This window comes from Streptomyces sp. NPDC048278, assembly GCF_040652195.1.
Lineage (GTDB): Bacteria > Actinomycetota > Actinomycetes > Streptomycetales > Streptomycetaceae > Streptomyces.
In genome coordinates this window covers 1-24,814 of record NZ_JBEZLP010000025.1, presented here as the reverse complement: position 1 = coordinate 24,814, position 24,814 = coordinate 1, and the positions used below count along the sequence as shown (strand labels likewise).

Sequence of the window (24,814 nt, the reverse complement as noted above, 5' to 3'; positions counted from 1 at the left end):
GCGGTCCGCCGATGGTCTCCGACGCCGTGTCCGCACCGGTCGCCAGGACGAGACGGCCCGGCACCGACACCGCCTACCTGCGCTACGTGGCCGGCAAGGTGGGCGGTGCCCTGGTCTCGCTGCTGGCCGTCCTCGTCACCGGGTTCTTCCTGTTCCGGCTGATCCCGGGCGACCCGGTCAAGACCATGACGGGCGGTCGCCAGGTCTCGGCCGCCCAGCTTGCCGAGTACCGCAGGGAGTTCGGGCTCGACCTGCCGATGTGGGAACAGTTCACCGACTACTGCGGCAAGGCGCTCACCGGTGACCTGGGCACCTCGTACCAGTTCCGCACCCCGGTCATCGACAAGATCACCGAGGCGCTGCCGAACACCCTGCTGCTGACGGGCACCGCCTTCGTGCTCTACACCGCGCTCGGCATGTTCCTCGGCACCCGCTCGGCCTGGCGCCACGGCCGGCTCGGCGACCGGCTGAACACCGGTCTGGCGCTGACCCTGTACTCCGTACCGTCGTTCTGGCTCGGCCTGCTGCTCATCATCGTCTTCGGCGTGGGCCTCGGCCCGGTCCCGGGGCTGTTCCCGACGGGCGGCATGGAGTCGGGCGGCAAGGAGGGCCTCGCGTACGCCGTCGACGTGGCCCACCATCTCGTGCTGCCGGTGATCACCCTGGTCGCGGTCGAATACGGCCAGACACTGCTGGTCACCCGCTCGGCGCTGCTCGCCGAGATGGGCAGCGACTATCTGACGACCGCCCGTGCCAAGGGCCTCAGGGACGACCTGGTCCGCCGACGGCACGCGGTGCCCAACGCGCTGCTGCCCACGGTCACCCTCGTCTTCGTCAACCTCGGCCGGACCGTCGCGGGCGTCATCCTGGTCGAGACGGTCTTCTCCTGGCCGGGCCTCGGCGGACTCTTCTACCAGGCCCTGAGCGTGCCCGACCTGCCCCTGGTGCAGGGGCTGTTCCTCTTCTTCGCCTCGGCGGTGATCGTCATGAACACCCTGGCGGACCTGCTGTATCCGCTGCTGGACCCCCGGGTGAGCCGATGACCGCCGGCACCGCGCCCACGCCCGGTCCGCCCGCGCCCGCCCCCGGTCCGCCCGCCCCCGGCCCGCGCGCGCTGGCCTGGCAGCGCCGCCGCCGCTCCGCCCTGCGGTTCTGGCAGCACTACCGCACCCGGCGCGCCGGACTGGTCGGCCTGGCCGCGCTCGTCCTGTTCGCCCTGGCCGCGCTCACCGCACCGCTGACCGTCGGCTCCGGGGTGACCGGCGTGACCGACGCCCCGGGCAGTCCGCTGGCGGCGCCGAGCGGTGAGTTCCCGCTGGGCACCGACCGCTTCGGGCGCGATCTGCTGGGCCTGGTGGTGTGGGGCTCACGCGTCTCGCTGCTCGTCGGGCTGCTCGCCGCCGTGCTGTCGGTGGCGATCGGCGCGGTCGTGGGCATCACCGCCGGGCACTTCAAGGGCGCGTACGCGACCGTGCTGATGCGGATCACGGACTGGTTCCTCGTGATGCCCACGCTGGTGCTGGCGATCGCGCTGGCCACCGTGATGTCCCGCTCCCTGGGCACGGTGATCCTCGCCATCGGCGTCACCTCCTGGCCGACCACGGCCCGGCTGGTGCGCGCCCAGACGCTGGCGGTGGAGTCACGGCCGTACATCGAGCGGGCCAGGGCGCTCGGTGGCGGGCACTGGCACGTCATGACCCGGCACGTGCTGCCCAACGTGCTGCCGCTGGTCCTCGCCCAGACCACCCTGATGATCTCCTCCTCGGTGCTGGCCGAGGCGACGCTGGCCTTTCTCGGCCTCGGCGATCCGACGGTGATCTCGTGGGGCGGTCTGCTGCAGGACGCGCGTGAGGCGGGCGCGGTCAGCGCCGGGGACTGGTGGTATCTGGCGCCGCCGGGCATCGCGATCGCCCTGGTGGCGCTCGCGTTCACGCTGTGCGGACGAGCCGTCGAGTCCGTGCTCGATCCCAGACTGGGGGTGGATCGTTGACGCTGCTGGAGGTCCGGGGCCTGACGGTGACGTATCCGGGCGGGGTCGCGGCGGTACGCGGTGTGGACCTGTCGCTGGAGGCCGGCCGCAAGCTCGGTGTCGCGGGCGAGTCCGGCTGCGGCAAGTCGACACTGGCGCTGTCACTGCTGCGGCTGCTGCCGGCCGGCACCCGGGTCGGCGGGGAGATTCTGCTCGACGGGGAGGACGTGCTCACCATGCGCTGGGGGCGGGTGCGCGCGGTGCGCTGGGCGGGTGCCTCGATCGTCTTCCAGGGAGCCATGCACTCCCTCAACCCCGTGCACCGCGTCGGCGACCAGATCGCCGAGCCGGTCCTGCTGCACGGCCGGGCGACGGCGGCTGCCGCGAGGAGACGCACCGGCGAACTGCTGGAGCAGGTGGGGCTGCCGGCCGCGCGGGCCCGGGCGTATCCGCACGAGCTGTCCGGCGGCCAGCGCCAGCGCGTCATGATCGCCATGGCGTTGGCCTGCGCCCCCCGGCTCGTCATCGCCGACGAGCCGACCACCGCCCTGGACGTGATGATCCAGGCGCAGATCCTCCGGTTGATCGGGCAACTCGTCAGCGAGCAGGACCTGGCCCTGATCATGATCAGTCACGACCTCGCGGTCCTCGCCGACACCTGCGACCGGCTCGCGGTGATGTACGCGGGGCGGGTGGTCGAGGAGGGGGCCGCCCGGGAGGTCTACGAGGGCGCGCTGCACCCGTACGCGCAGGCGCTGTCGGCGGCGTTCCCGCGCATCGGCGACCCGGCCTCCCGGTTCGCCCCGCGCGGCCTGGCCGGCGACCCGCCCGACCCGGCCGCGCTGCCCGCCGGCTGCGCCTTCCACCCGCGCTGCCCGGTCGCCCTGGACGTGTGCGCGGTCGAGGACCAGCCGTTGCGGGCGGCGGGGCCGGGGCGACGGGCGGCCTGCGTGCACGTGGGGGCCGCGGTGCCGCCGCCGGCCGGTCCGGAGCGGGACGTGAGGAGCACGACATGACGACGACCGGGGCTCCGCTGCTCAGCGCCCAGGGCCTCCAGGTGACCTTCCCCGGCCGGCACGGCGCGCCCGTGGCCCGTGCCGTGGACGGTGTCGATCTCGACATCCTGGCCGGCGAGATCGTGGCACTGGTCGGCGAGTCGGGGTGCGGCAAGACGACGCTGGCCCGCTCCCTGCTCGGTCTGGTCACCCCGAGCGCGGGCCGGGTCTCCTTCGCGGGACGGCCGTTGGAGTACTCCTCCCGGGCGCTGAAGGCGTATCGCAGGCGGGTCCAGTTGGTACTGCAGGATCCGACGGGCTCGCTCAATCCGCGGCACACGGTCTACGACGCGGTGGCCGAGGGGCTGCGGATCCACGGCGGTACCCGGGACGAACGGGCGGCGGTCGCCGAGGCGCTCACGCATGCGGGGCTGCGGCCGGCGGAGCGGTTCTTCCTGCGCTATCCGCACGAGTTGTCCGGGGGCCAGCGGCAACGGGTCGTCATCGCGGGCGCGTTGGTGCTGGAGCCCGAACTCCTCGTCGCCGACGAGCCGGTGGCCTCCCTCGACGCCTCCGTGCGCGGCGAGATCCTCGCGCTGCTGCTGCGCCTGCGCGCCGAACTGGGCCTTTCCGCCCTGGTGGTCACGCACGATCTGGGCCTGGCGTGGAACATCGCCGACCGGGTCGCGGTGATGTACCTGGGCCGGATCGTGGAGACGGGTGAGGTCGAGCAGGTCCTGACGGCTCCCCGGCACCCGTACACCCGGGCGCTGCTGTCGGTGCTGCCCGAGGCACCGGGCGAGCCCGTGGTGCTGGCCGGCGAGCCCCCCGACCCCTCCCGCATCCCGGCCGGCTGCCGCTTCCACGCCCGCTGCCAGGTGCTGGCGGACGGGTCGGCGGAGCGGGCGGGGGTGGCGGACCGGTGCCGCGGCCAGGACCTGGAGGTACTGGGCGGGGCCGGCGGACGGCAGGTGGCCTGCCACTGGGCGCACGCCCGCATCACGGCGTGAGACGGCGGCCCGGCACACCGGTTCCCGGCACCCTGTCGGAAGTGCCGGGAACCATGGTCCTGTCGGTCAGGGGGTCACGCCGCGTGGACGATGTCCTTCTCCTCGGCGAAGTGACAGGCCGACTCGTGGGCCGCCGGGGTGTCCGCGCCCTTGAACCGCTCGGGGATCGCAAGCAGCGGCTCCTCCTGGGAGCACCTCTCCTCGGCTTTCCAGCAGCGGGTGCGGAACCGGCAGCCGGACGGCGGGTTGGCCGGGGAGGGCACGTCGCCGGTCAGGATGATCCGCTCGCGCCGCTCGCGGTCCTGCGGGTCGGGCACCGGCACAGCGGACAGCAGCGCCTGGGTGTAGGGGTGCGTCGGGTGCTCGTAGATCTGCTCGTCGGTGCCGATCTCGGCGAGCCTGCCGAGGTACATGACCCCGACCCGGTCCGAGATGTGCCGGACGATCGACAGGTCGTGGGCGATGAAGATGTAGGAGAGGTTGAACTCGTCCTGCAGGCCCTCCATCAGGTTGATGACCTGGGCCTGGACGGAGACGTCCAGGGCCGAGACCGGCTCGTCGCAGATGATGACCTCCGGGTTGAGCGCCAGGCCGCGCGCGATGCCGATGCGCTGGCGCTGGCCGCCGGAGAACTGGTGCGGGTACCGGTTGATGTACTCGGGGTTGAGACCCACGACGTCCAGCAGTTCCTGGACCCGCTTGCGACGGTCGCCCTTGGGAGCCACCTCGGGGTGGATGTCGAAGGGCTCGCCGATGATGTCGCCGACCGTCATCCGGGGGTTGAGCGAGGTGTACGGGTCCTGGAAGATCATCTGGATGTTCCGGCGGACGGCCTTGAGGGCCTTGCCGGAGAGCCTGGTGATGTCCTGGCCCTTGTAGAAGATCTCGCCGGCCGTGGCCCGCTCCAGGTTCATCAGGAGCTTGGCCACCGTCGACTTGCCGCAGCCGGACTCGCCCACGACGCCGAGCGTCTCGCCCTGGTACAGGTCGAAGGAGACGCCGTCGACGGCCTTCACCGCGCCGATCTGCCGCTTGAAGACGATGCCCTGCGTCAGCGGGAAGTGCTTGACGAGGTTGCGCACCTGCAGGATGGGTTCGCCCCGGTCCACCGGCTTCTCCAGGACGGCGACCGCCTCGTCCTCGGTGTGCACGTCAGCGACTTCCACGTCGGAGACGTTCGGCGTCGCGTCCGCCGGCCCGTCGGTCTTGGTCGGCTCAGCCATGGATCGTCTCCTTCCAGAAGTGGCACGCGCTGGCGCGGCCCGGCAGTTCCGTGCCGTCGGACTCGGTCACCGGGACCAGCAGCGGACGGTCGGTACGGCAGATGTCCTGCGCCTTCTCGCACCGCGGGTTGAAGGCACAGCCGTTCGGCACCTTCAGCAGGTTGGGCGGCAGGCCCTTGATCGCGTAGAGCTCCTGGCCCTTCTGGTCCAGGCGCGGGATGGAGTCGAGCAGGCCACGGGTGTAGGGGTGCGCGGGCCGCTTGTACAACTCGTGCACCGGCGCGGTCTCCACGATCCGGCCCGCGTACATCACGGCGATCTTGTCGGCGACGTCCGCCACGACACCGAGGTCGTGGGTGATGAGGATCAGGCCCATCTGGTACTCGCGCTGCAGTTCCGCGAGCAGGTCCATCACCTGGGCCTGGACGGTCACGTCGAGGGCCGTGGTCGGCTCGTCGGCGATGATCAGGTCGGGCTCCAGGGCGAGCGCCATGGCGATCATGATGCGCTGGCGCATACCGCCGGAGAACTGGTGCGGGTAGTCGTTCACCCGGGCCGCGGCGGCCGGGATCTTCACCCGGTCCATCAGCTCGACGGCCTTGGCCTTGGCGTCCTTGCGGGACATGCCCTGGTGGACGCGGAACATCTCGCCGAGCTGGTACCCCACGCTGAGCACGGGGTTGAGCGCGGAGAGCGCGTCCTGGAAGATCATCGCGATCCGGGCGCCGCGCAGCTTGCGCCGCTCCTCGGCGGACATGGTGAGCATGTCCTGGCCGTAGAAGCGGATCTCGCCCTTGGGAATGCGGGCGGGCGGCATGTCGAGGATGCCCATGATCGCCTGCGCGGTCACGGACTTGCCGGAGCCCGATTCGCCGAGGACGGCGAGGGTCTCTCCGGAGTTCACGGAGTAGTTCACGCCGTTGACGGCGCGGACGATCCCCTCGCGGGTCTGGAACTCGACGTGCAGGTCACGCACTTCGAGCAGCGGACCGGTTCGCTCGGGGTCGCCGGGGCGCGGAGCCGGGACGGCGTCCGTCGGGTCGATGATGGTCACGTACGCCTCCCTCAGCGCATCTTGGGGTCGAAGGCGTCGCGGACCACGTCGCCGAGCACGATGAACGCCAGCACGGTGATGCTGAGCGCACCTGCCGGGAACAGCAGCGCGTGCGGGTTGGTCAGGAACCGGTCCTGGGCGTCGCTGATCATGACACCCCAGGAGATGTTCGGGTACTGGATGCCGATGCCCAGGTAGGACAGGGCGGCCTCGGCAGCGATGTAGACGCCCAGGTTCATCGTGGTGATGACGATGACCGGAGCGAGCGTGTTCGGCAGGATGTGCCGGAACGCGATGCGCCACGAGTCGGCGCCCAGCGCCCGGGCGGCCATCACGTAGTCGTTGTACTTGTTGCCGATGACCTCGCCGCGCATGATCCGGAAGACCTGCGGCCAGCCGAGGATCGCCATGATGAACGACACCGACCAGACGTCGCCGCCGCCCCAGATCGACATGATCAGCAAACCGCCGATGATGAGCGGCAGTGCCGAGAAGACCTCGGTGATGCGGGACAGGAGCGCGTCGATCCAGCCGCCGACCAGGCCGGCCAGCATGCCCAGCAGGCCGCCGATCAGAGTGGTGACCACGGTCGTCACCACACCGACGACGATCGAGTTGCGGGTGCCGTACACGGTCCGCGTGTAGATGTCGCAACCCTGGACGTCATAGCCGAACAGGTGCCCGGACGACGGGCCGTTCATGGAGTTCTGCAGCTGGCAGAAGCCGTCCGAGAACGGCGAGCGGCCCGTGAACAGGCTGGGCGCGATCGCCAGGGCAAGCAGGCACACGATGGTGAGGGCCGTCACGATGAACATGGGCCGCTTGCGAAGATCCGCCCAGCCGTCCTTGAGGAGGCTCGCCTGACGGGCCGCGGCCTTCTCCTCGGCCTCGATCTCCTTGGCGATGGCGGCCTCGTCGGTGGTGGGCCTCTCTATCGTCTTCTCACTCATAACGGATCCTCGGGTCGAGCACGGCGTACAACAGGTCTACGACGAGGTTGGCGACCAGGTAGATCAGCACCAGCAGGGTCACCAGACCGACGACGACCGGCCGCTCACGCAGGTAGACGGACTGGGCGAGCTGGCCGCCGATGCCGGGCATGTTGAACACGCGCTCGGTGATGATCGCACCACCCATGAGAGCGCCGAGGTCGAAGCCCAGGAAGGTCACCACCGGAATCAGGGAGTTGCGCAGCGCGTGCACACCGATGACCCGCCGCGTCGGCAGACCCTTGGCGATCGCCGTACGGACGTAGTCCGCGCGGACCGACTCCGTCATGCTCGTCCGCACCAAGCGGGCGATGTAGGCCATCGAGGTCGAGGCGAGCACGATGGCCGGCAGGATGTAGCTCTGCGGCCAGCCCCGCTCGATGCCGGCGACCGGGGTGATCTTGAGCTTCACACCGAACTCGAGCTGCAGCACGCTACCGAGCACGAAGACCGGGATGGAGATCAGGACGAGCGTCGAGATCAGCACCAGGTTGTCGATGAACTTGCCCTTTTTCAGGGCGGAGAAGATGCCCGCGACGATGCCGATGACGGCCTCGATGGCGAACGCCGTCAGTCCCAGCTTCAGGGTCACGGGGAACCGCTCGGAGACGATGTCCGAGATGGCACGTCCGTTGTACGTCTCGCCGAGGTCACCGGTGAAGACGCCGCTGATGTAGTGCCAGTACTGCTGGTACAGCGGCTCGTTGAGGTGGTAGTGCGCGCGAAGGATCGCGGCGATGTTGGGGTCGGCCCGCTTGTCGCCGGCCAGTGCCTGGATCGGGTCGCCGGGCAGAGCGAAGACCAGGCAGAAGATGATGAACGTGACGCCTATCACCACAGGGATCACCTGCAGGAGGCGGCGCACGACGTATCGGCCCATGGGTACTCCAGAGGGGGGTTTTCATCCCGACCATGACCGGAGGGGATCGGCACGGTCGGACGGGAGACGGCAGCAGGAGTGAGCAGGGGAAGGCCCTCCTCCCCCTGCTCACCCCGTACCGCTCTGTTTCAGAACTGCTCAGAACCCGGTCAGCTCAGCTTGACCGTGTCCCAGAGGATCTGGTGACCGGCGACCTTCATCGACTTGATCTTGTCGCTGAAGCCGGCGTTCATCGTGTAGAAGTACACCGGGATGTACGGCATGTCCTTGAGCAGGACGTCGTCCGCCTCCTGGTACTTCTTCACCGCGTCCTCGTGCGTCGCGGCCTGGTCGCCCTCGACGAGGAGCTTCTCGAAGTCCTCGTTGACGTAACCGGCGTAGTTGGAGCCGTTGGTGATGGCGTCCTTCGAGAAGATCGGACGGAGGTAGTCCTCCATGTCCGGGTAGTCCATGCTCCAGCCCATGCGGAACGCGCCCTGGTACTTCTTGGCGTCCAGGTCGTTCAGGATGGTCTGGAACTGCTCGAACGGCTTGGCCGTCACCTTGATGCCGAGGGCCTGCTGGATCTGGTTGGCCACGGCCTCGACCCACTCCTTGTGGCCGCCGTCCGCGTTGTAGCCGATCTCCAGCGTGTTGCCGGGCAGGCCGCCGCTCTTCTTGTAGAGCGCCTTGGCCCCGCTCGGGTTGTACGTGCAGGCCTCGCCGCAGGCGCCCTTGCGGTAGCCGTCGATGATCGGGCTGATGTAGTCGTCCGCGGGCGTACGGGCACCGAGGAAGATCTTGTCCGCGATCGTCTTGCGGTCGATCGACATGGAGATGGCCTTGCGCAGGTCCGCGTTCTGGAAGGCCTTGTTGTACTTGATCGGGAACCCGATGTAACCGACGGCCGAGTCGGCCTCGTCGATGTAGCGGCCCGGCAGGTCCTTGTGGTACGTCGGCAGACCCGAGGTGGGGATCGTCAGCAGGCTGTCGAGGTTGCCGGCGACGAGGTCCTTGTAGGCGGTGTCAAGGTTCGAGTAGATCTTGAAGTTGACGCCCTTGACCTCGATCTTCGAAGCGTCCGGGTACTTGGCGTACTTCGTGACGTCGATCTCTTCGTTGTGCTTGAACTTGCCCTTCATCTCGAAGGGGCCGTTGCCGATCGGAGCCTCGCCGAAGCCCTTCGGGTCCTTGAAGAACGCCTTGGGAAGCGGCACGAACGCGGTGAAGGACAGCTGCGACGGGAACGCCGAGAACGCGCCGTTCAGGGTGACCTGGAGGGTGCTGTCGTCGACCACCTTCAGACCGGACAGCTTGTCGGTCTTGGGCGTCTTGCCCTCACCCGGGTTCAGGTCGCTGTAGCCCTCGATGTGGCTGAACAGCGGGTTGGTCTGCTGCGCGTTGGTCTGGTTGGCGCCGTAGTTCCAGGCGTCGGCGAAGGACTGAGCCGTGACCTTCTCGCCGTTGTGGAACGTGTAGCCCGACTTGAGCTTGATCGTCCAGACCTTGTTGTCCTTGGACTCGATCGACTCCGCCATGGCGTCGACGACCTTGTTGTCGGCGTCCAGCTTGGTCAGACCCGTGAAGAGGGCGTTGATGACCTGGCCACCCTCGGTCTCGTACGTGTTGGTGGGAACCAGGCTGTTCTGCGGTTCGCCGATCTCCACCGACACGACGCCATTGCCCTTGCCCTTGCCCGAGGTGTCGTCGCTCCCCCCGCCACCACAGGCCGTCGCACCCAGCGCCACAACGGCGGCTATCGCAACCCACTTGGCGCTCTTGGCACCACGCATGGGGCTCCTCCTCATGAGTCCATTGATTCACCGCAGAGGGAAGCACACGACACTTCGCCGTCACCGGCGCCTGAAACCGTGAGGTGTACTTCCCGTGCCCGCAGGTCAGCGCCACCCAGCGCATGACCCGTAGATCCGAGCTCTACGCGCCTAACTATCTGCCATGCGCCATGACCGAACCACACTCATAAGGTCTCGGTTCGATCACACATCGCGCGAACATCTTCCAAAATCCGGACAAAGGGTTAGCAGAAAGATCCCTGCGAAACGGACTTGTTACACACCTATCGGGCTTGCATGTCCGTATACCGAACGCGCGTCGGATGAAAATCCACTTGCGAAATCCCGGCGAGTGCACACGGGGACAGACGGGACCTACATGACCAGCAGCGTAGTGCCGGACGGCCCGCCTTCACGGATCCACGACGAGACGTAGGGTTTTCCCTACCCCGCCCCTACGATCCCGGCCGGCACGCGTCCCGGTACCCGCCCCGGTATACGCCCTAGCGGGCGAGGAACGGATGGAGCGCCGCCGCGAGTGCGGCGGATGCGTCCACGGGGACGAGGTGGGCCGCGGTGGCGAACTCCACGAAGGCGGCGTCCGGGATCTCCGCGGCGTACCGGCGGGCGATGTCCCGGAAGTCGGCGACGTCGAGCGCACCGACGCCCACCAGGGTGGGGACGGAGACGGCGGCGAGGGCGCCGGCCGCGGGCCCTTGGGAATATTGCCCTGTGATCGCCTGATTTGCGAGAGCTGTACGCATCGGACCGCGGAGCCGCTCGGCCAGCCCGTCGGCCACGTCGTCCCAGCCGCGCGCCGGCCCGCGCAGCCACATGTCCAGGTTGATGCGTACGGCGTCGTCCAGGTCGCCCGCCTCCAGGGCCGCCGTCTCGGCCTCGTCGTAGGCGATCATCTCCGCGGACCAGGGGTATCGCGGCCAGGGTGCGGAGAACATCGCGAGGGAGTGCACCCGGTCCGGGTGGGTGAGCGTGAAGTCCAGAGCCACCCGCCCGCCCCAGGAGGAACCGACGAGCCGGACCCGTTCGCGGCCGAGGTGGTCCAGGAGGCCACGGAGGTCGTCGGTCTCCCGGAAGGCGCCGGTCGGCGGTGCGGACTCGCCGAAACCGCGCAGGTCGTACCGGATCACGGTGTGCCGTTCGGCGAGAGCCGGCACGACCGCGTCCCACATGTGGTGATCGGCGACACCCGCGTGCACGAGCACGACGGGCGGGCCGTCGCCGGCGATGTCGTAGGAAAGGTGTCCGAGGTCATCGTTGAGCATGAGCATGTAGGGATGGTCACAGGCCGGCCGCCCCGGACCAACCGGGTTGTCCGTACGGGCCCGCCAATCCCCGCGAAGTTGAAAGGAGTTCATGAAGTGGGCCGTTCCTGACCGTCCGTTCAAGATCGTGTGACACACTGCCGCGGTGGTCGATCATTCGTACGCGGATCTCTCACTCGCCGCGCTCTACGACAGCCTCAACCCGTGGGGGCCGGGTGACGACTTCTACCTGGACCTGGTGATGTCCGCCGGATCGGTGCTGGATGTCGGCTGCGGTACGGGGCAGTTGCTCCGGCGGGCCCGCGGGGACGGCCACGGCGGGCGCCTCATGGGGCTCGATCCGGCCGCCGCGATGCTGGTGCAGGCCCGGCGGGGCGGCCCCGGCGTCGAGTGGGTGCTCGGCGATCTGCGCAGCCGCCTCTGGCACGGCAACGACTTCGACCTCGTCCTGATGACCGGTCACACCTTCCAAGTCCTTCTCGGGGACGAGGAGTTGCGGGCGGCACTGACCGCCGTACGCGCCGCTCTGCGGGCCACCGGCCGGTTCGTGTTCGAGACCCGGAACCCCGCCGCCCGGGCCTGGGAGGGCTGGACCCCCGACCGGACGCACGAGGTGCCCGGCGTCGACGGCTCGGCGGTACGCGTCCGGTGCGAGGTGCTCGGCCCTCCCGCCGGCGACCGGGTCACCTTCACGGAGACCTTCGAGGGTCCCTCCTGGGACCTGCCCCGGGTCAGCAGGGCGACCCTGCGCTTCCTCGGGCCCGAGCGCCTCGCCGGCTTCCTCACCGACGCCGGTCTCACCGTGGTCGAGCAGTACGGCGACTGGGCCCGGGGGCCGGTCACCGCCGGCAGTCCCGAGATCATCACGGTCGCCCGGCCTGCCTGACCCTTCCCCTGCGGCGCGGATCGCGGAGAGCCCGGGCTCCCTCCTGCTGGGAGGGACCCGGGCTCAGGTGTCCGTCGATCAGGCGCGATCAGCCGTGCTTGGCGCGGCTCGCGGCGCGGGCCCGCTCGCGGGCGTCCAGGTTCACCTTGCGGATGCGGACGGCCTCCGGGGTCACCTCGACGCACTCGTCGTCACGGCAGAACTCCAGCGACTGCTCCAGCGACAGCTTGCGCGGCGGGACGATCGCCTCGAACGAGTCGGCCGAGGACGACCGCATGTTCGTGAGCTTCTTCTCCTTGGTGATGTTGACGTCCATGTCGTCGGAGCGCGAGTTCTCGCCGACGATCATGCCCTCGTACACCTCGGTGCCCGGGTCGGTGAACAGCACACCGCGCTCCTGGAGGTTCGTCATCGCGAACGCGGTGACGGCACCGGAGCGGTCGGCGACGAGCGAGCCGTTGTTACGGGTCTGCAGGGTGCCGAACCAGGGCTCGTGGCCCTCGTGGATGGAGTGCCCGATACCCGTGCCGCGGGTCTGCGTCAGGAACTCGGTACGGAAGCCGATGAGACCGCGGGACGGCACCACGAACTCCATGCGGACCCAGCCGGAACCGTGGTTGGACATGTTGTCCATCCGGCCCTTGCGGACGCCCATGAGCTGCGTGACCGCGCCCATGTGCTCCTCGGGCACGTCGATCGTCATGCGCTCGACCGGCTCGTAGGTCTTGCCGTCGACCTGCTTGGTGACGACCTGCGGCTTGCCGATGGTCAGCTCGAAGCCCTCGCGGCGCATCTGCTCGACCAGGATGGCGAGCGCCAGCTCACCACGGCCCTGGACCTCCCAGGCGTCCGGGCGCTCGGTGTCGAGCACGCGGAGGGAGACGTTACCGATCAGCTCGCGGTCCAGGCGGTCCTTGACCTGGCGGGCGGTGACCTTGCGGTCCTTGACCGCCGCCTTGTTGTCGGCGCCCTTGCCGGTGCCACCGCGGCCGACCAGCGGCGAGGTGTTGGTGCCGATGGTCATCGAGATCGCCGGCTCGTCGACCGTGATCAGCGGCAGCGGGATCGGGTTCTCGGTGTCGGCGAGGGTCTCGCCGATCATGATGTCCGCGATACCGGCGACGGCGCAGATGTCACCCGGTCCCGCCATCTCGGCGGGCTTGCGGGTGAGCGCCTCGGTCATCAGCAGCTCGGTGATGCGCACGTTGGACATCGTGCCGTCGCGCTTGATCCACGTGACGGTCTGGCCCTTGCGCAGCTCGCCCTGCTCGACACGGAGCAGGGCGATACGGCCGAGGAAGTTGTCGGCGTCCAGGTTGGTGACGTGCGCCTGGAGGGGGGCCTCCGCGTCGTACTCCGGAGCCGGGACGTGGGCCAGGATCGTGGAGAAGAACGGCTCCAGGCTGTCGCTGTCGGCCGGGACGGTGCCGTCCTCCGGCTTGGTCAGCGAGGCCACGCCGTCACGCGCACACGCGTAGACGATCGGGAACTCGATCTGGTCCTCGTCGGCGTCCAGGTCGAGGAAGAGGTCGTAGGTCTCGTTGACGACCTCGTCGATCCGGGAGTCCGGGCGGTCCGTCTTGTTGATGCACAGGATGACGGGCAGGCGCTGCTGGAGGGCCTTGCGCAGCACGAAGCGGGTCTGCGGCAGCGGGCCCTCGGAGGCGTCGACCAGCAGGACCACCGCGTCCACCATCGACAGACCGCGCTCGACCTCGCCACCGAAGTCGGCGTGGCCCGGGGTGTCGATGATGTTGATGGTGATGACGTCGCCGCCATCCTTCGGGTGGTACTTCACGGCCGTGTTCTTGGCCAGGATCGTGATGCCCTTCTCACGCTCCAGGTCGTTCGAGTCCATCATGCGGTCGTCGAGCGACTCGGCGGCGTGCGCCGCGAAGGCACCGGCCTGCTTCAGCATGGCGTCGACGAGGGTCGTCTTGCCGTGGTCGACGTGGGCGACGATGGCGACGTTGCGGATGTCGTGACGTGTTGCAGACACGGCCATGGTGCGGCGTACTCCCGGGGTATTGAGAAGGCCCTGTGCGTACGTCCGTGTGACGCGGGCCTGCCGGGCTTGACACGCCACGGCCTCACCCCATGTTACGTGGCCTTTGTAACTGAGGCTCGCCGGGCCGACCCGAAGGGGCGCGGGCGGTATCGATGTGCGGCTCCGCCACGCGGCGCGACCAGCCACGATCCACCCGCGCCCGACCACGAAACCGTGCCCCCTACCCCTTGCTGGGGCTCGGCGACGTCTTCGCGCCCTTCTTCAGGAACCCCATGTCCTGGTACACCGGCGTCTGGAAGCCGAAGGCGCCCACGTTGACCAGGTCCTTCCGCGCGCCCACCAGCTGGGGGCGCTGGTACAGCGGCAGGGACCCCGCCGCCGCCCAGATCCTGGAGTCCGCCTTGCGCAGCAGCCCGTCCGCCTCGTCCTCGTCCAGCGTGCCCAGCGCCTGGTCGAAGAGCTGGTCCACCTGGTCGGTGCCGACGCGCGTGTAGTTCTGCTCGACGTTCAGCGAGCCGTCGGCCGCCACCACCGGCTTCGCGTAGATCGGCCGGGCGTCGGTCGCCGGGAACGCGGACGACGGCCACGAGTACAGCGCGAGGTCGTACTGCCCGGCCGCGATGTGGTCCTTGAAGTAGCTGTCGTCCGACACCTTCTGGATCTCGGTCGCGATGCCCACCCTGTCCAGCATCTGGGAGATCTGGGCGGCGACCGCCTGGAGGGTCTCCGAGCCCGGCCCCGAGGGCAGCACGAACCGCAGGGAGAGCGCCTTGCCGTCCTTGGCCAGCGGCCCGGCCGGCGCCCCGCCCCTGGGTGCCGCCGTGCCCTTCGGCGCGTACGCCCCCGGCGCGCCGTGGGCGTGGTCCTTCTGGTGGTCGCGGGTGTCCTTGTCGTAGGCCTTGTCGTCCTCGCCGACGATGTACTGCCCGTCGTGCCCGCCGTCCGACTCGTCGCCCTGCTCGCCGCCGTCCTTCTGCTTGTCGCCCTTCTTCTCGTCCTCGGCGCCGGCCGCCTTGCCGCCGGCCTTGACCGGTCCGCCGGCCACCCAGCCCGCGTCGGCGAGCAGCGCCTGCGCCTCGTGGGTGTCGAGGCCGCCGAGCGCCCCGCTGCCGTCGGTGTAGGCGGCCTGCCCGGACAGGGCGACATGGCTGCCGACCGGCACCGCGGGCAGCCCCAGCGGGGTGAGGACCACCTTGGCGAGCGCCTGGCGGTCGAGGGCGCGGGCGACGGCGCGGCGGACCCGCTCGTCGGCGAGCGGGCCCTCGGAGCCGTTGAGGGCGAGCTGGGTGTAGGCGGGCTCCAGCGACTTGCGGACGCCGAAGTCGCGCAGCTCGTGCTGCTGCTCCAGCCACTTGGCGATGCTCCTGCGGAGCTTCTTCGGCCCCTTCGGCAGCTTCTCCTCGTTCATGCCGAGGGTCAGCGCCCAGGACCGCAGCTTCTTGGCGGAGGTCTTCCCGGCGCCCTGCAACGGCAGGCCGGTGCCCTTCTCGCGGCCGGCGACGGTGATCCGGTCGGCGTCGGCGGCGTCGATGTCGGCGACGTCGACGGTGCCGTCGGCGAGGGCGGCGGCCCGCTTCGTGCGGTCCACGGCGTGCAGGTCGATCTCGTCGAGCTTGGCCGGACGTCCCCACCAGCGCGGGTTGCGGGTGAGGACCACGTCCTTCTTGGCGGTGTCGACCTTGTCGACCCGGAAGGGGCCGGCGGTGACCGTGAGCTTGCGGCGGGCGCCGTCGTTGAAGGCGTCCGGGGTGCCCATGACGTCCTTCGGGTACAGCGGCGAGAACAGCGAGCGCCAGTCGGCGTACGGCCGGTCGAAGGTGACCCGGACCTCCAGGTCGTTGGCGCCGCGCTCGATCTGGGCGATGCGGTCGTAGCCGGCGTTGCGGGCGGTCCAGTAGGCGGAGTCCTTGCCGGACAGGGCGCGCCACTGGGCGGCGAAGTCGGCGGCGCCGATCTCTCGGCCGTCGCTCCAGACGGCCTGCTGGTCGAGCTTGTAGAGGACGACCTGGCGGGGCTCGGTCTCGATGACCTTCGCGGACTCCAGGTAGTCCGGGTTGCGGACCGGCTTCCCGGTGGCGTCGATGGTGAACATCGACGGCAGGACGGCCTGGGCGACCCGGGTGGTGCCGGCGTCGGCGTCGGCCTGGAAGGTGTTGAAGGTCTCCGGTACGGCGTCCACGGCCATCTTCAGGGTGCCGCCCTCGGCGACCGCGTCCCTGGCGACCGGCACGATGTCCTGGCCGGCCAGTGGCTTGCTGGCCTCGTCGTCGGAGCCGCAGCCGGCCAGGAGGGGCACGGCCAGCGCGCCTGCGGCGAGAAGGGCGACGGCATGGGTGGCGGTCCGCTGGTGGCGCCGGGAGGTGCCGCCGTCGTTCGGCTGCGGCGCCGTTGTGGCTGATCGCGCCCACGCGGCGGCAGCCGCAGATTCAACGGAGCCCCGCGCCCCTGAAGGGGCGCTATGGCCGACGCCGTGGTGAGACATCTCTGCGTTACCTCCGGAGGCCCCGTGACTCGGGTGCGGTCTGTTCACATTTGGGGGTATTTTGGAGTTGATCACATGTACTCAGAAGTACGGACCCCACTGAAATGGACGGGGTCCGTCGGCCGGGGACGACACGGCGGCGGGGGCCGTCAAACCCCACCCGTGCGGCGCAATCCCGGCGTGAACAGAGCGCGTGCGGGCGTGCGACGGAGGCACGCAATCCGCCAATCGCTGCACATGGCTTCACATCGGCAGGTGTGACGCGCAACACTCGCAGGCGCATGAACGTTGCCGCCTTGGACCACGAAGTCCGCGGAAGTGAGGTCACGTCATGTCCGTGCACGACGACCTGACGTCAGTCCAGCGTTGCCTAGAGGACCTGAACCGGTCCGTCGGCCGCCTGGAGCAGCAGCTCGGGAGCGGCGGACTGGAGATGCGCCGCGTCCGCGCCGACGCCGATCACCTGCGCGAGAGCGTGGCACTGCTGCGGGAGACGGCCAACTCCGGCGTCCCGAGCAAGCGCCCCGAGCTCGTCACCATCTCCGACGACCCGTACGACATCAACCTGTGGACGGACACGGACGACGAGGGTCTCGGCGCCCGCGACCGGCGCGCCCCCTAGGAGCGCCCGCCCGCAGGTCCCGACACCCGAACCGACCGGAGTCATCCCCTTGGCCACTGGTACGGAACCACATCCGAACAGCGGCGGCGTACGCACCGGTACGCGCGCCGCGATCTCCGCCCCGCACCTGCGGACCGACCGCTGGTGGCTGGCGCCCGCCGTCACCGCGGCCGGTCTGTTCGCGTTCGTCGTCTACTCGACGTGGCGGGCCTTCTCGAACGCGCACTACTACTCGGCGCCGTACGTCTCGCCGTTCTACTCGCCCTGCCTGGCGGAGAACTGCAAGACCATGCCGTCCGGCCCGAACGCCGACCTCTTCGGCAGCTGGTGGGCGATCTCCCCGGCGATCATCATCCTGATCTTCCCGCTGGGCTTCCGCCTGACCTGCTACTACTACCGCAAGGCGTACTACCGCAGCTTCTGGGCGTCCCCGCCCGCCTGCGCGGTGGCCGAGCCGCACGCGAAGTACACCGGTGAGACCCGCTTCCCGCTGATCCTGCAGAACGTCCACCGGTACTTCTTCTACTTCGCCCTGCTGGTCGCCTGCGTGCTGACCTACGACACGGTGCTCTCGTTCCGGGACACGGACGAGCACTGGGGCCACATGGGCCTCGGCACCCTGGTCTTCCTGGTCAACATCGTGCTGATCTGGGCCTACACGCTGTCCTGCCACTCCTGCCGGCACATCGTCGGCGGCAAGCTCAAGCACTTCTCCAAACACCCCGTGCGCTACAAGGCGTGGCAGTTCGTCGGCCGGCTCAACAACCGGCACATGCAGCTCGCCTGGGCGTCGTTGGTGAGCGTGGCGCTCGCCGACTTCTACGTCTACCTGCTCGCGTCCGGTGTCTTCGACGATCCGCGATTCTTTTAGGGACTGGGGCTTCTGATGGCAGCGGTGGAGCGGCAGCAGTGGGACGTCGTGGTCGTCGGCGCCGGCGGGGCCGGACTGCGCGCCGCGATCGAGGCGCGCGAGCGGGGCGCCCGTACGGCGGTGATCTGCAAGTCGCTGTTCGGCAAGGCGCACACGGTGATGGCCGAGGGCGGCATCGCGGCGGCCATGGCCAACGTCAACGAGCACGACAACTGGCAGGTGCACTTCCGCGACACCCTGCGCGGCGGCAAGTTCCTCAACCAGTGGCGGATGGCCGAACTGCACGCCAAGGAGGCCCCGGACCGGGTCTGGGAGCTGGAGACCTGGGGCGCCCTCTTCGACCGCACGAAGGACGGGAAGATCTCCCAGCGCAACTTCGGCGGCCACGAGTACCCGCGCCTCGCCCACGTCGGCGACCGCACCGGCCTCGAGCTGATCCGGACCCTCCAGCAGAAGATCGTCTCGCTCCAGCAGGAGGACAAGAAGGAGACCGGTGACTACGAGTCCCGGCTCAAGGTCTTCCAGGAGTGCACGGTCACCCGGATCCTGAAGGACGGCACACGGGTCTCCGGGGTCTTCGCGTACGAGCGGGAGACCGGGCGTTTCTTCGTCCTCGAAGCGCCCTCCGTGGTCGTCGCGACCGGGGGCATCGGCAAGTCCTTCAAGGTGACGTCGAACTCCTGGGAGTACACCGGCGACGGGCACGCGCTCGCCCTGCTGGCCGGGGCGCCGCTGCTCAACATGGAGTTCGTGCAGTTCCACCCGACCGGCATGGTCTGGCCGCCGTCGGTGAAGGGGATCCTGGTCACCGAGTCGGTGCGCGGCGACGGCGGGGTGCTGCGCAACTCCGAGGGCAAGCGGTTCATGTTCGACTACGTCCCGGACGTCTTCAAGGAGAAGTACGCCGAGTCCGAGGAGGAGGGCGACCGCTGGTACGAGGACCCGGACCACAACCGGCGTCCCCCGGAACTGCTCCCCCGCGACGAGGTCGCCCGCGCCATCAACTCCGAGGTCAAGGCGGGCCGCGGCTCCCCGCACGGCGGGGTCTTCCTGGACGTGTCGACGCGGATGCCGGCCGAGGTGATCCGGCGCCGCCTGCCGTCCATGTACCACCAGTTCAAGGAGCTGGCGGACGTCGACATCACCGCGGAGGCGATGGAGGTCGGACCGACCTGCCACTACGTGATGGGCGGGGTCGCGGTCGACTCCGACACCGCCGCCGCCCGCGGCGTACCGGGGCTGTTCGCGGCCGGCGAGGTGGCCGGCGGCATGCACGGCTCCAACCGGCTCGGCGGCAACTCGCTCTCCGACCTGCTGGTGTTCGGGCGCCGGGCGGGCTGGCACGCGGCCGACCACGCGGCGGACCTCGCCGAGCGGCCGGCGGTGGACGACGAGCAGATCGACGCGGCGGCGGCCGAGGCGCTGCGGCCCTTCTCCGCCGAGGGCCAGGAACCCGACTCCGGCCCGCCGGAGAACCCGTACACCCTCCACCAGGCGCTCCAGCAGTCCATGAACGACCTGGTCGGCATCATCCGCCGGGAGGGCGAGATGGAGCAGGCCCTGGAGAGGCTCGCCGAGCTGCGGGTGCGGGCGCGCCGGGCCGGGGTGGAGGGGCACCGCCAGTTCAATCCCGGCTGGCACCTCGCCCTGGACCTCAGGAACATGCTGCTGGTCAGCGAGTGCGTGGCCCGGGCGGCGCTCGAGCGCACCGAGTCGCGCGGCGGGCACACCCGCGAGGACCACCCGACGATGGACCGCCGCTGGCGCCCCGTCAACCTGCTCTGCCGGCTCGCGGACCCCACCGGCGGGCTCGCCGCCACCGACCCGGAGCGCGGCCAGATCGACCTCACCCGTGAGAACACCGACCCCATCCGAGCCGACCTGCTCGCCCTCTTCGAGAAGGAGGAGCTGGTCAAGTACCTCGCCGAAGAGGAGCTGTACGAATGAGCGGCTACACGGCCCACTTCCGGGTGTGGCGGGGCGACGTCGAGGGCGGCGGCCTGGAGGACTTCAAGGTCGAGGTGAACGACGGCGAGGTGGTCCTCGACATCATCCACCGCATCCAGGCCACCCAGGCCGCCGACCTGGCCGTCCGCTGGAACTGCAAGGCGGGCAAGTGCGGTTCGTGCTCGGCGGAGATCAACGGCCGCCCGCGCCTGATGTGCATGACCCGCATGTCCGTCTTCGAGCCGGACGAGACCATCACGGTCACCCCGCTGCGCGCCTTCCCGGTCATCCGCGACCTGGTCACCGATGTCGGCTTCAACTACCAGAAGGCCAGGGAGGTCCCGTCCTTCGTGCCGCCCGCCGGGGTCGCCCCCGGCGAGTACCGGATGTTCCAGGAGGACGTGGACCGCTCGCAGGAGTTCCGCAAGTGCATCGAGTGCTTCCTGTGCCAGGACACCTGTCACGTCGTACGCGACCACGAGGAGAACAAGACGGCCTTCGCCGGGCCGCGTTTCCTCATGCGGGTCGCCGAACTGGACATGCACCCGCTGGACGCGGCGGACGCCTCCGGCCTGGACCGCAAGCGCACGGCCCAGGACGAACACGGCCTCGGCTACTGCAACATCACCAAGTGCTGCACGGAGGTCTGCCCGGAGGGCATCCACATCACCGACAACGCGCTGATCCCCCTGAAGGAGCGGGCCGTGGACCGCAAGTACGACCCGCTGGTGTGGCTCGGCTCGAAGATCAGGAGGCGCCCCGCAGGAGGCTGAGCACCCGCCGCAGGTTGGACTCGGCGATCTCCCGCATCGTTTCGCGCTCCGGGAAGTCGCCGTCCAGCAGCCTGAGCGGCCCGGCCACGAGGTTCAGGTGCATCGCGAGCCGGTACAGGGCCATCCGGTCCTCGTCGAGGTCGGCGGTGCGCAGCACGTCGTAGGCGGGCCCGAAGCGGAGTTGCAGGAAGACGTGCTCCCATTCGGCGTCGAAGTACATCAGGCCTTCGATGTCGATGAGCGCGGGATCGCCCTCCTCGGTCACCAGGACGTGGTCCGGGCCGAGTTCGCCGTGCACGAGGGAGGCGTGGTCGCGCGGTTCGACCGCGTCGTAGAGACCGTGCACGCGCTCGGTCAGCGCCTGCCGCACCTCGCGCAGCCGGGGGTCCCGCTCGGCCACCTCCGCGATGTCGCGCATCGCGCGGTCCGCGACGACCTGTTCGCAGGAGCTGCCGAGCGGTTTGCCTCCCTCCTCCACCAGGGCGGCCTTCCCGTACCCGGCGGAGACGTGCTCGCGGAGCACGCCGAGGGTCCCCGCCAGCCGGGCCAGCGGCACCCGGGCGGCGCCCGGGTCGCTGCGCAGCAGCACCTCCAGGCTGCCGCCACGGACGTCCTCGACGACCGCGGCGTAGGCGGGCAGGTGTTCGGCTTCCTCGTCGGCGAAGAGCAGGCGCGGGGTGCGCACGCCGAGTTCGGTCAGCAGGTCGTGGGCGGACAGGAACAGGCCGAGGCCCGAGGCGTGCGCGAAGGGGTCGCGGATGTCGGCGTCGACGGGCCCCCAGTAGTCCTCCTCCGGGGACCAGACGTACGCGATCGCGCTCCGGCCGTTGTCGAGGGCGAGCCGGTAGACGCCTTTCTTGCTCCCTCCGCGCAACCGGGTGACGGCTGCGGGAGCACGGCCGAGGGCCTCGCGGGAGAGCGACGCGAGGTCGTCACGGGTGAGGTGGGCACGAGCGGTTGTCATGACGTACGAACCCAGTCCTTCCGATAAGAGGTCCAGTCATCCTCGGTGGCGGCGAAGTCGACGTACAGGGCGACGCCGAAGGTAGCGCGATCCGGGTCCGTCCGTGACAGTCCCAGCCGAACCCCGCGCACGGCCGCCGGCACGGTCTCGGCGTGCGCCCAGTGCCCGAACCGGTTCTCGTGGTAGAAGGGCAGCCCCATGAGGAGATCGGTGCCCGCCGGTGTGACCTCCAGCGCGAGGCTGGTCTGCTGCGCGACGTACCCGCCGTACAGGCTCTGCAACGGCTGCATGGTGTCGTACGACATCACCGCGATCTGGTCCACCCTGCGGGCGACCTGCCCGAAATAGTCCTGCGACCACCATTTGGGATGACCGGTGACAGTACCCCAGAAGGAGTGAAAGGCCGGGAGCGGATCGATCTGGTGTGCGGCGACCGAGAGCAGCGGGGTCGCGGGGCGCAGGGCGTCGAGCAGGGCGAGGTAGTTCCGGTCCCCGGAGTGCAGGGGCTCCAGGTCGAAGTGGACCCCGTCGAACCCGGCGGCGACGATCTCCCGCGTCGACTCGACGACGGCGGCCCGCGTCGCCTTCTTCTCCAGGTGCATGGCGTACGGCTTCTCGGGCGCGACCTCGTCCCCGAGCCAGGCCTGCACCCGGACGCCGGGGATTTTTCGATGCACGGCTGTTATCAGCCAACGGGCCTTGGGATAGGCCGATTTGGGCAGCGTGCCGTTGTGTTCCAGTGGTCCGGCATGGACGTAGAGGTCGCGAATGCCGGTGTCCGCGAGGCGGGCGGCCAGGGCGGTGACGTCGGCGTCGGTCCTACGACCGTCGACCCATGCGTGGCCGAGCCAGAGGGCGTCCCGGTTCCGGCTGTGGGTACCGGCCTTCGGGTCGCCGGCGTAGTTGATGCGGAGGGCGGTCTCGGCGATGAGGAGGGGGAGCAGCAGCACGAGGAGGACGCGTAGCGTCCATCTGCCGACTTTCCTTTTCCCACCCGCCCGACCCGTGCGGCTCTCGTCGCCGGGTGCGGGTGGCCCCTGTGGGGGTGCGGGCGCGCCGGCGGGTGCGGCTGGCACCGAGGCGGGGGCGGGGCCGTCAGCGGGGGCGGGGGCGGGTGGGGCCGGCACGGGGGCCGGGGCGTCGGTGGGGGCGGGTGAGACCGGCGCGGAGGCCGGGGCGCCGGGTGGGGCGGGTGAGACCGGTGCGGAGGCCTGGGCGTCGGTGGGGGCGGGGGATGTCGACGGGGAGTTCGGAGCGGTGGTGGGTGGGGGTGCGGGGTTCGGGGTGGGGGTGGGGGTGGGGGTGGGGGTGGGGTTCGGGGTGTTCTCCTGGTTCTGGCTCCGTTTCATGGTCTGCTTCCCCTTTGTCGTCGTCCCCCGGCTGTCTCCGTCCCGGTCGCGGAGCCGACTGGGTGCCCATACGCTCCGAAATGTGACGTCATCCTTGATCCGGGGTCGGCCGAGGCATGCCACGGGGCACATAGCCGTGCGGGTGGGGCATGCGGTGCTGGGCGGGATGGCCGGGGCGGTCTGGCTGGTGTTGCCGGTGATGACGAGCGTCACTCAAGATCCGGTTCCCGCGACGGGCGGCCGAACGGTCTCCGCGGCCCAGGCGGCGGACGGGGCGTCCGCGACCGACTACGTCCTGCCGCTCGTCGCCGTGGTCGCGGCCGGCGCGCTGGGCGGCTACGGCTACGTACGCCGGACCCGGCGGGCCCGCTCGCGCACCACACCGGGACTCCTCTCCCCCGCCCCGCCGGCGCCGGCGGGGCCCGCCGACGCCGAGCGGCAGGCCCGTGCCTCGCTGGTCCTCGCCGACGACTGCGTCCGCACCAGCCGGGAGGCCCTCGGGTACGTCGACGGCGCCGCCTCCGCCGAGCGGGCCCTGCGGGCGGCCGAGACCGAGCTGACGGCCGCGTTCGCGATATGGCGGCGGTACGAGGAAGGGGTGCCGGAGGGCGACGCCGGCCGGCGTCAGGCGCTGGTGGGCGTGGTCGGGCGGTGCTCGGAGGCGGGACGGCAACTGGACGCGGCGGCGCCGGGGTTCGACGCCGAGTGGGACGCGGGGGACGCGCTGGCCGCGGCCGAGGGGCGGTTCCGGCAGCTGGCCGGGCGGACCGGCGGGGTGGCGGCGGCGCTGGCCGGGGCGGGTGGGCGGTACGGCACGGCCGCGGTCGCCTCCGTCGTCGGCTACGTCGAACAGGCCAAGGACCGGCTGGTGTTCGCGACCGCACGGCTCAACCAGGCCCGCCAGGCCGCCGATTCGGGCGACGGCGACGGGTTCCGGCGGGGGGTGCGGGCCGCCGAGGGAGCCGTGGCGCAGGCCGGGGTGCTGCTGGGCGGGGTGGAACGGCTGACGGAGGAACTGCGGACGGCGGCGGGACTGGTACCGGCCGCCCTCACGGGCGCCGAGGCGGAGCTGGCCGCGCTGCGGGGGACGGCGTTGCCGCCGCGGCTGGCGCACGCGGACGCCGTGCTGGCCGGTGTACGGGGGGAGGTGACCGGCGGGCCGTACGACGCCGTGGACGCCCTGCGCCGGGTCGTGCGGGCGGTGGAGGGCACGGGGGGCGGGCGGTCCGGGGTGATCGCGGCGGGGGCGGAGCTGGTGGCGCGCAGTGCGGTGGGGGCGGCGGACGACTTCGTGGGGACGCATCGGGCGGCGGTGGGGGCGGAGGCGCGGGCGCTCCTGGCGGCTGCGGGGCGGGCCGCGCCCGCGGACGCCGACCGGCTGGCCCGGCGGGCGCGGGAGCTGGCGGAACGGGATGTGCGGGCGCACGGGAATCCGTTCGCCGGGGAGGCCTCGCATGCGCATGGAAGCGGGGTCGCGGGGGTGGTGCTCGGGGGTGTGCTGCTGGGTGAGGAGGGGGACGGGGGGCCGGTGGTGGCCTTCGGGGGGCCGGAGAGTCGGGGTCGGTGGGGCTGACGCCCACGGGGGAGCGCCGCGACCGGCCGTCGGGCGGCTGCGGGTGCGTGGGGGCGCGTCGCGCAGTTCCCCGCGCCCCTGAAAACAGCGCCCCGAAGGGGCGCGGGGACAGGGCCATGTCGACGTATCCGGCCTCGCCGTGCTCGTCGACGTACACGCGTACC

At 70.4% G+C, this 24,814-nt stretch carries 20 protein-coding genes; 10 read left to right on the top strand and 10 right to left on the bottom strand.

The window, feature by feature from the left end:
* Positions 1 to 11 precede the first annotated feature (11 nt).
* Genes AB0D74_RS34025 through AB0D74_RS34010 form a run of 4 tightly spaced genes read left to right on the top strand, consistent with a single transcriptional unit; the run spans position 12 to position 3,974 of the window.
* Positions 12 to 1,043 carry an ABC transporter permease gene (locus AB0D74_RS34025; protein ID WP_362595544.1) on the top strand — a complete coding sequence of 344 codons (1,032 nt, stop codon included), beginning with the start codon at positions 12 to 14 and terminating at the stop codon, positions 1,041 to 1,043.
* On the top strand, positions 1,040 to 1,990 hold the full coding sequence (locus AB0D74_RS34020) for an ABC transporter permease (protein ID WP_362595542.1): 951 nt from the start codon (positions 1,040 to 1,042) through the stop codon (positions 1,988 to 1,990). Before AB0D74_RS34025 ends, AB0D74_RS34020 begins: the two co-directional genes overlap by 4 nt.
* Positions 1,987 to 2,985 (top strand): ABC transporter ATP-binding protein, encoded by a 999-nt coding sequence (locus AB0D74_RS34015; protein WP_362595540.1) that lies wholly within the window; start codon positions 1,987 to 1,989, stop codon positions 2,983 to 2,985. Before AB0D74_RS34020 ends, AB0D74_RS34015 begins: the two co-directional genes overlap by 4 nt.
* On the top strand, positions 2,982 to 3,974 hold the full coding sequence (locus tag AB0D74_RS34010; RefSeq protein WP_362595538.1) for an ABC transporter ATP-binding protein: 993 nt from the start codon (positions 2,982 to 2,984) through the stop codon (positions 3,972 to 3,974). The genes AB0D74_RS34015 and AB0D74_RS34010 overlap by 4 nt, the downstream gene beginning before the upstream one ends.
* Before the next feature lie 74 nt (positions 3,975 to 4,048).
* Here the strand turns inward: AB0D74_RS34010 and AB0D74_RS34005 are convergent, their stop codons facing one another.
* From AB0D74_RS34005 to AB0D74_RS33980, 6 genes are all read right to left on the bottom strand, one after another.
* Entirely contained in the window at positions 4,049 to 5,197 is a 1,149-nt protein-coding gene (locus tag AB0D74_RS34005; RefSeq protein ID WP_362595536.1) for a dipeptide ABC transporter ATP-binding protein, read from the bottom strand.
* On the bottom strand, positions 5,190 to 6,251 hold the full coding sequence (locus AB0D74_RS34000; protein WP_362595534.1) for an ABC transporter ATP-binding protein: 1,062 nt from the start codon (positions 6,249 to 6,251) through the stop codon (positions 5,190 to 5,192). The genes AB0D74_RS34005 and AB0D74_RS34000 overlap by 8 nt, the downstream gene beginning before the upstream one ends.
* Positions 6,252 to 6,262: 11 nt before the next feature.
* Positions 6,263 to 7,201 (bottom strand): ABC transporter permease, encoded by a 939-nt coding sequence (locus tag AB0D74_RS33995; protein WP_362595531.1) that lies wholly within the window; start codon positions 7,199 to 7,201, stop codon positions 6,263 to 6,265.
* A complete protein-coding gene (locus tag AB0D74_RS33990) occupies positions 7,194 to 8,120 on the bottom strand; it encodes an ABC transporter permease (protein ID WP_362595529.1) in 927 nt (308 codons plus the stop codon). The genes AB0D74_RS33995 and AB0D74_RS33990 overlap by 8 nt, the downstream gene beginning before the upstream one ends.
* Positions 8,121 to 8,269: 149 nt before the next feature.
* Positions 8,270 to 9,892: an ABC transporter substrate-binding protein gene (locus AB0D74_RS33985; RefSeq protein WP_362595527.1), complete on the bottom strand. Its 1,623-nt coding sequence runs from the start codon at positions 9,890 to 9,892 to the stop codon at positions 8,270 to 8,272.
* Positions 9,893 to 10,395: 503 nt separating this feature from the next.
* Positions 10,396 to 11,181 (bottom strand): alpha/beta hydrolase, encoded by a 786-nt coding sequence (locus AB0D74_RS33980; protein ID WP_362595525.1) that lies wholly within the window; start codon positions 11,179 to 11,181, stop codon positions 10,396 to 10,398.
* A 139-nt stretch (positions 11,182 to 11,320) separates the two neighbouring features.
* On the opposite strand from AB0D74_RS33980, the gene AB0D74_RS33975 reads away from it, so the two are divergent.
* Positions 11,321 to 12,061, top strand: coding sequence for a class I SAM-dependent methyltransferase (locus AB0D74_RS33975; RefSeq protein WP_362595523.1), 741 nt, complete (start codon positions 11,321 to 11,323; stop codon positions 12,059 to 12,061).
* 88 nt (positions 12,062 to 12,149) lie between these two features.
* On the opposite strand, the gene typA is transcribed toward AB0D74_RS33975, so the two are convergent.
* Positions 12,150 to 14,066 (bottom strand): translational GTPase TypA, encoded by a 1,917-nt coding sequence (gene typA / locus AB0D74_RS33970; RefSeq protein ID WP_362595521.1) that lies wholly within the window; start codon positions 14,064 to 14,066, stop codon positions 12,150 to 12,152.
* A gap of 223 nt (positions 14,067 to 14,289) precedes the next feature.
* Entirely contained in the window at positions 14,290 to 16,551 is a 2,262-nt protein-coding gene (locus tag AB0D74_RS33965) for an ABC transporter family substrate-binding protein (RefSeq protein WP_362595519.1), read from the bottom strand.
* Between the two features lie 331 nt (positions 16,552 to 16,882).
* Between AB0D74_RS33965 and AB0D74_RS33960 the strand changes: the two genes are divergently transcribed.
* Genes AB0D74_RS33960 through AB0D74_RS33945 form a run of 4 tightly spaced genes read left to right on the top strand, consistent with a single transcriptional unit; the run spans position 16,883 to position 20,764 of the window.
* Positions 16,883 to 17,173 (top strand): hypothetical protein, encoded by a 291-nt coding sequence (locus AB0D74_RS33960; protein ID WP_362595517.1) that lies wholly within the window; start codon positions 16,883 to 16,885, stop codon positions 17,171 to 17,173.
* A 49-nt stretch (positions 17,174 to 17,222) separates the two neighbouring features.
* A complete protein-coding gene (locus AB0D74_RS33955) occupies positions 17,223 to 18,044 on the top strand; it encodes a hypothetical protein (protein WP_362595515.1) in 822 nt (273 codons plus the stop codon).
* Between the two features lie 15 nt (positions 18,045 to 18,059).
* Positions 18,060 to 19,991, top strand: a complete 1,932-nt coding sequence (locus tag AB0D74_RS33950) for a fumarate reductase/succinate dehydrogenase flavoprotein subunit (protein ID WP_362595513.1) — start codon at positions 18,060 to 18,062, stop codon at positions 19,989 to 19,991.
* A complete protein-coding gene (locus tag AB0D74_RS33945; protein WP_359222834.1) occupies positions 19,988 to 20,764 on the top strand; it encodes a succinate dehydrogenase/fumarate reductase iron-sulfur subunit in 777 nt (258 codons plus the stop codon). Before AB0D74_RS33950 ends, AB0D74_RS33945 begins: the two co-directional genes overlap by 4 nt.
* On the opposite strand, the gene AB0D74_RS33940 is transcribed toward AB0D74_RS33945, so the two are convergent.
* Both AB0D74_RS33940 and AB0D74_RS33935 read right to left on the bottom strand, forming a co-directional pair.
* Positions 20,739 to 21,728: an aminoglycoside phosphotransferase family protein gene (locus AB0D74_RS33940; protein WP_362595511.1), complete on the bottom strand. Its 990-nt coding sequence runs from the start codon at positions 21,726 to 21,728 to the stop codon at positions 20,739 to 20,741. The genes AB0D74_RS33945 and AB0D74_RS33940 overlap by 26 nt on opposite strands.
* A complete protein-coding gene (locus AB0D74_RS33935; protein ID WP_362595765.1) occupies positions 21,725 to 22,804 on the bottom strand; it encodes a glycosyl hydrolase family 18 protein in 1,080 nt (359 codons plus the stop codon). Before AB0D74_RS33935 ends, AB0D74_RS33940 begins: the two co-directional genes overlap by 4 nt.
* Before the next feature lie 355 nt (positions 22,805 to 23,159).
* Here AB0D74_RS33935 and AB0D74_RS33930 point away from each other — a divergent pair, with 355 nt between their 5' ends.
* Positions 23,160 to 24,650 carry a hypothetical protein gene (locus tag AB0D74_RS33930; protein WP_362595509.1) on the top strand — a complete coding sequence of 497 codons (1,491 nt, stop codon included), beginning with the start codon at positions 23,160 to 23,162 and terminating at the stop codon, positions 24,648 to 24,650.
* Positions 24,651 to 24,814: the final 164 nt, after the last annotated feature.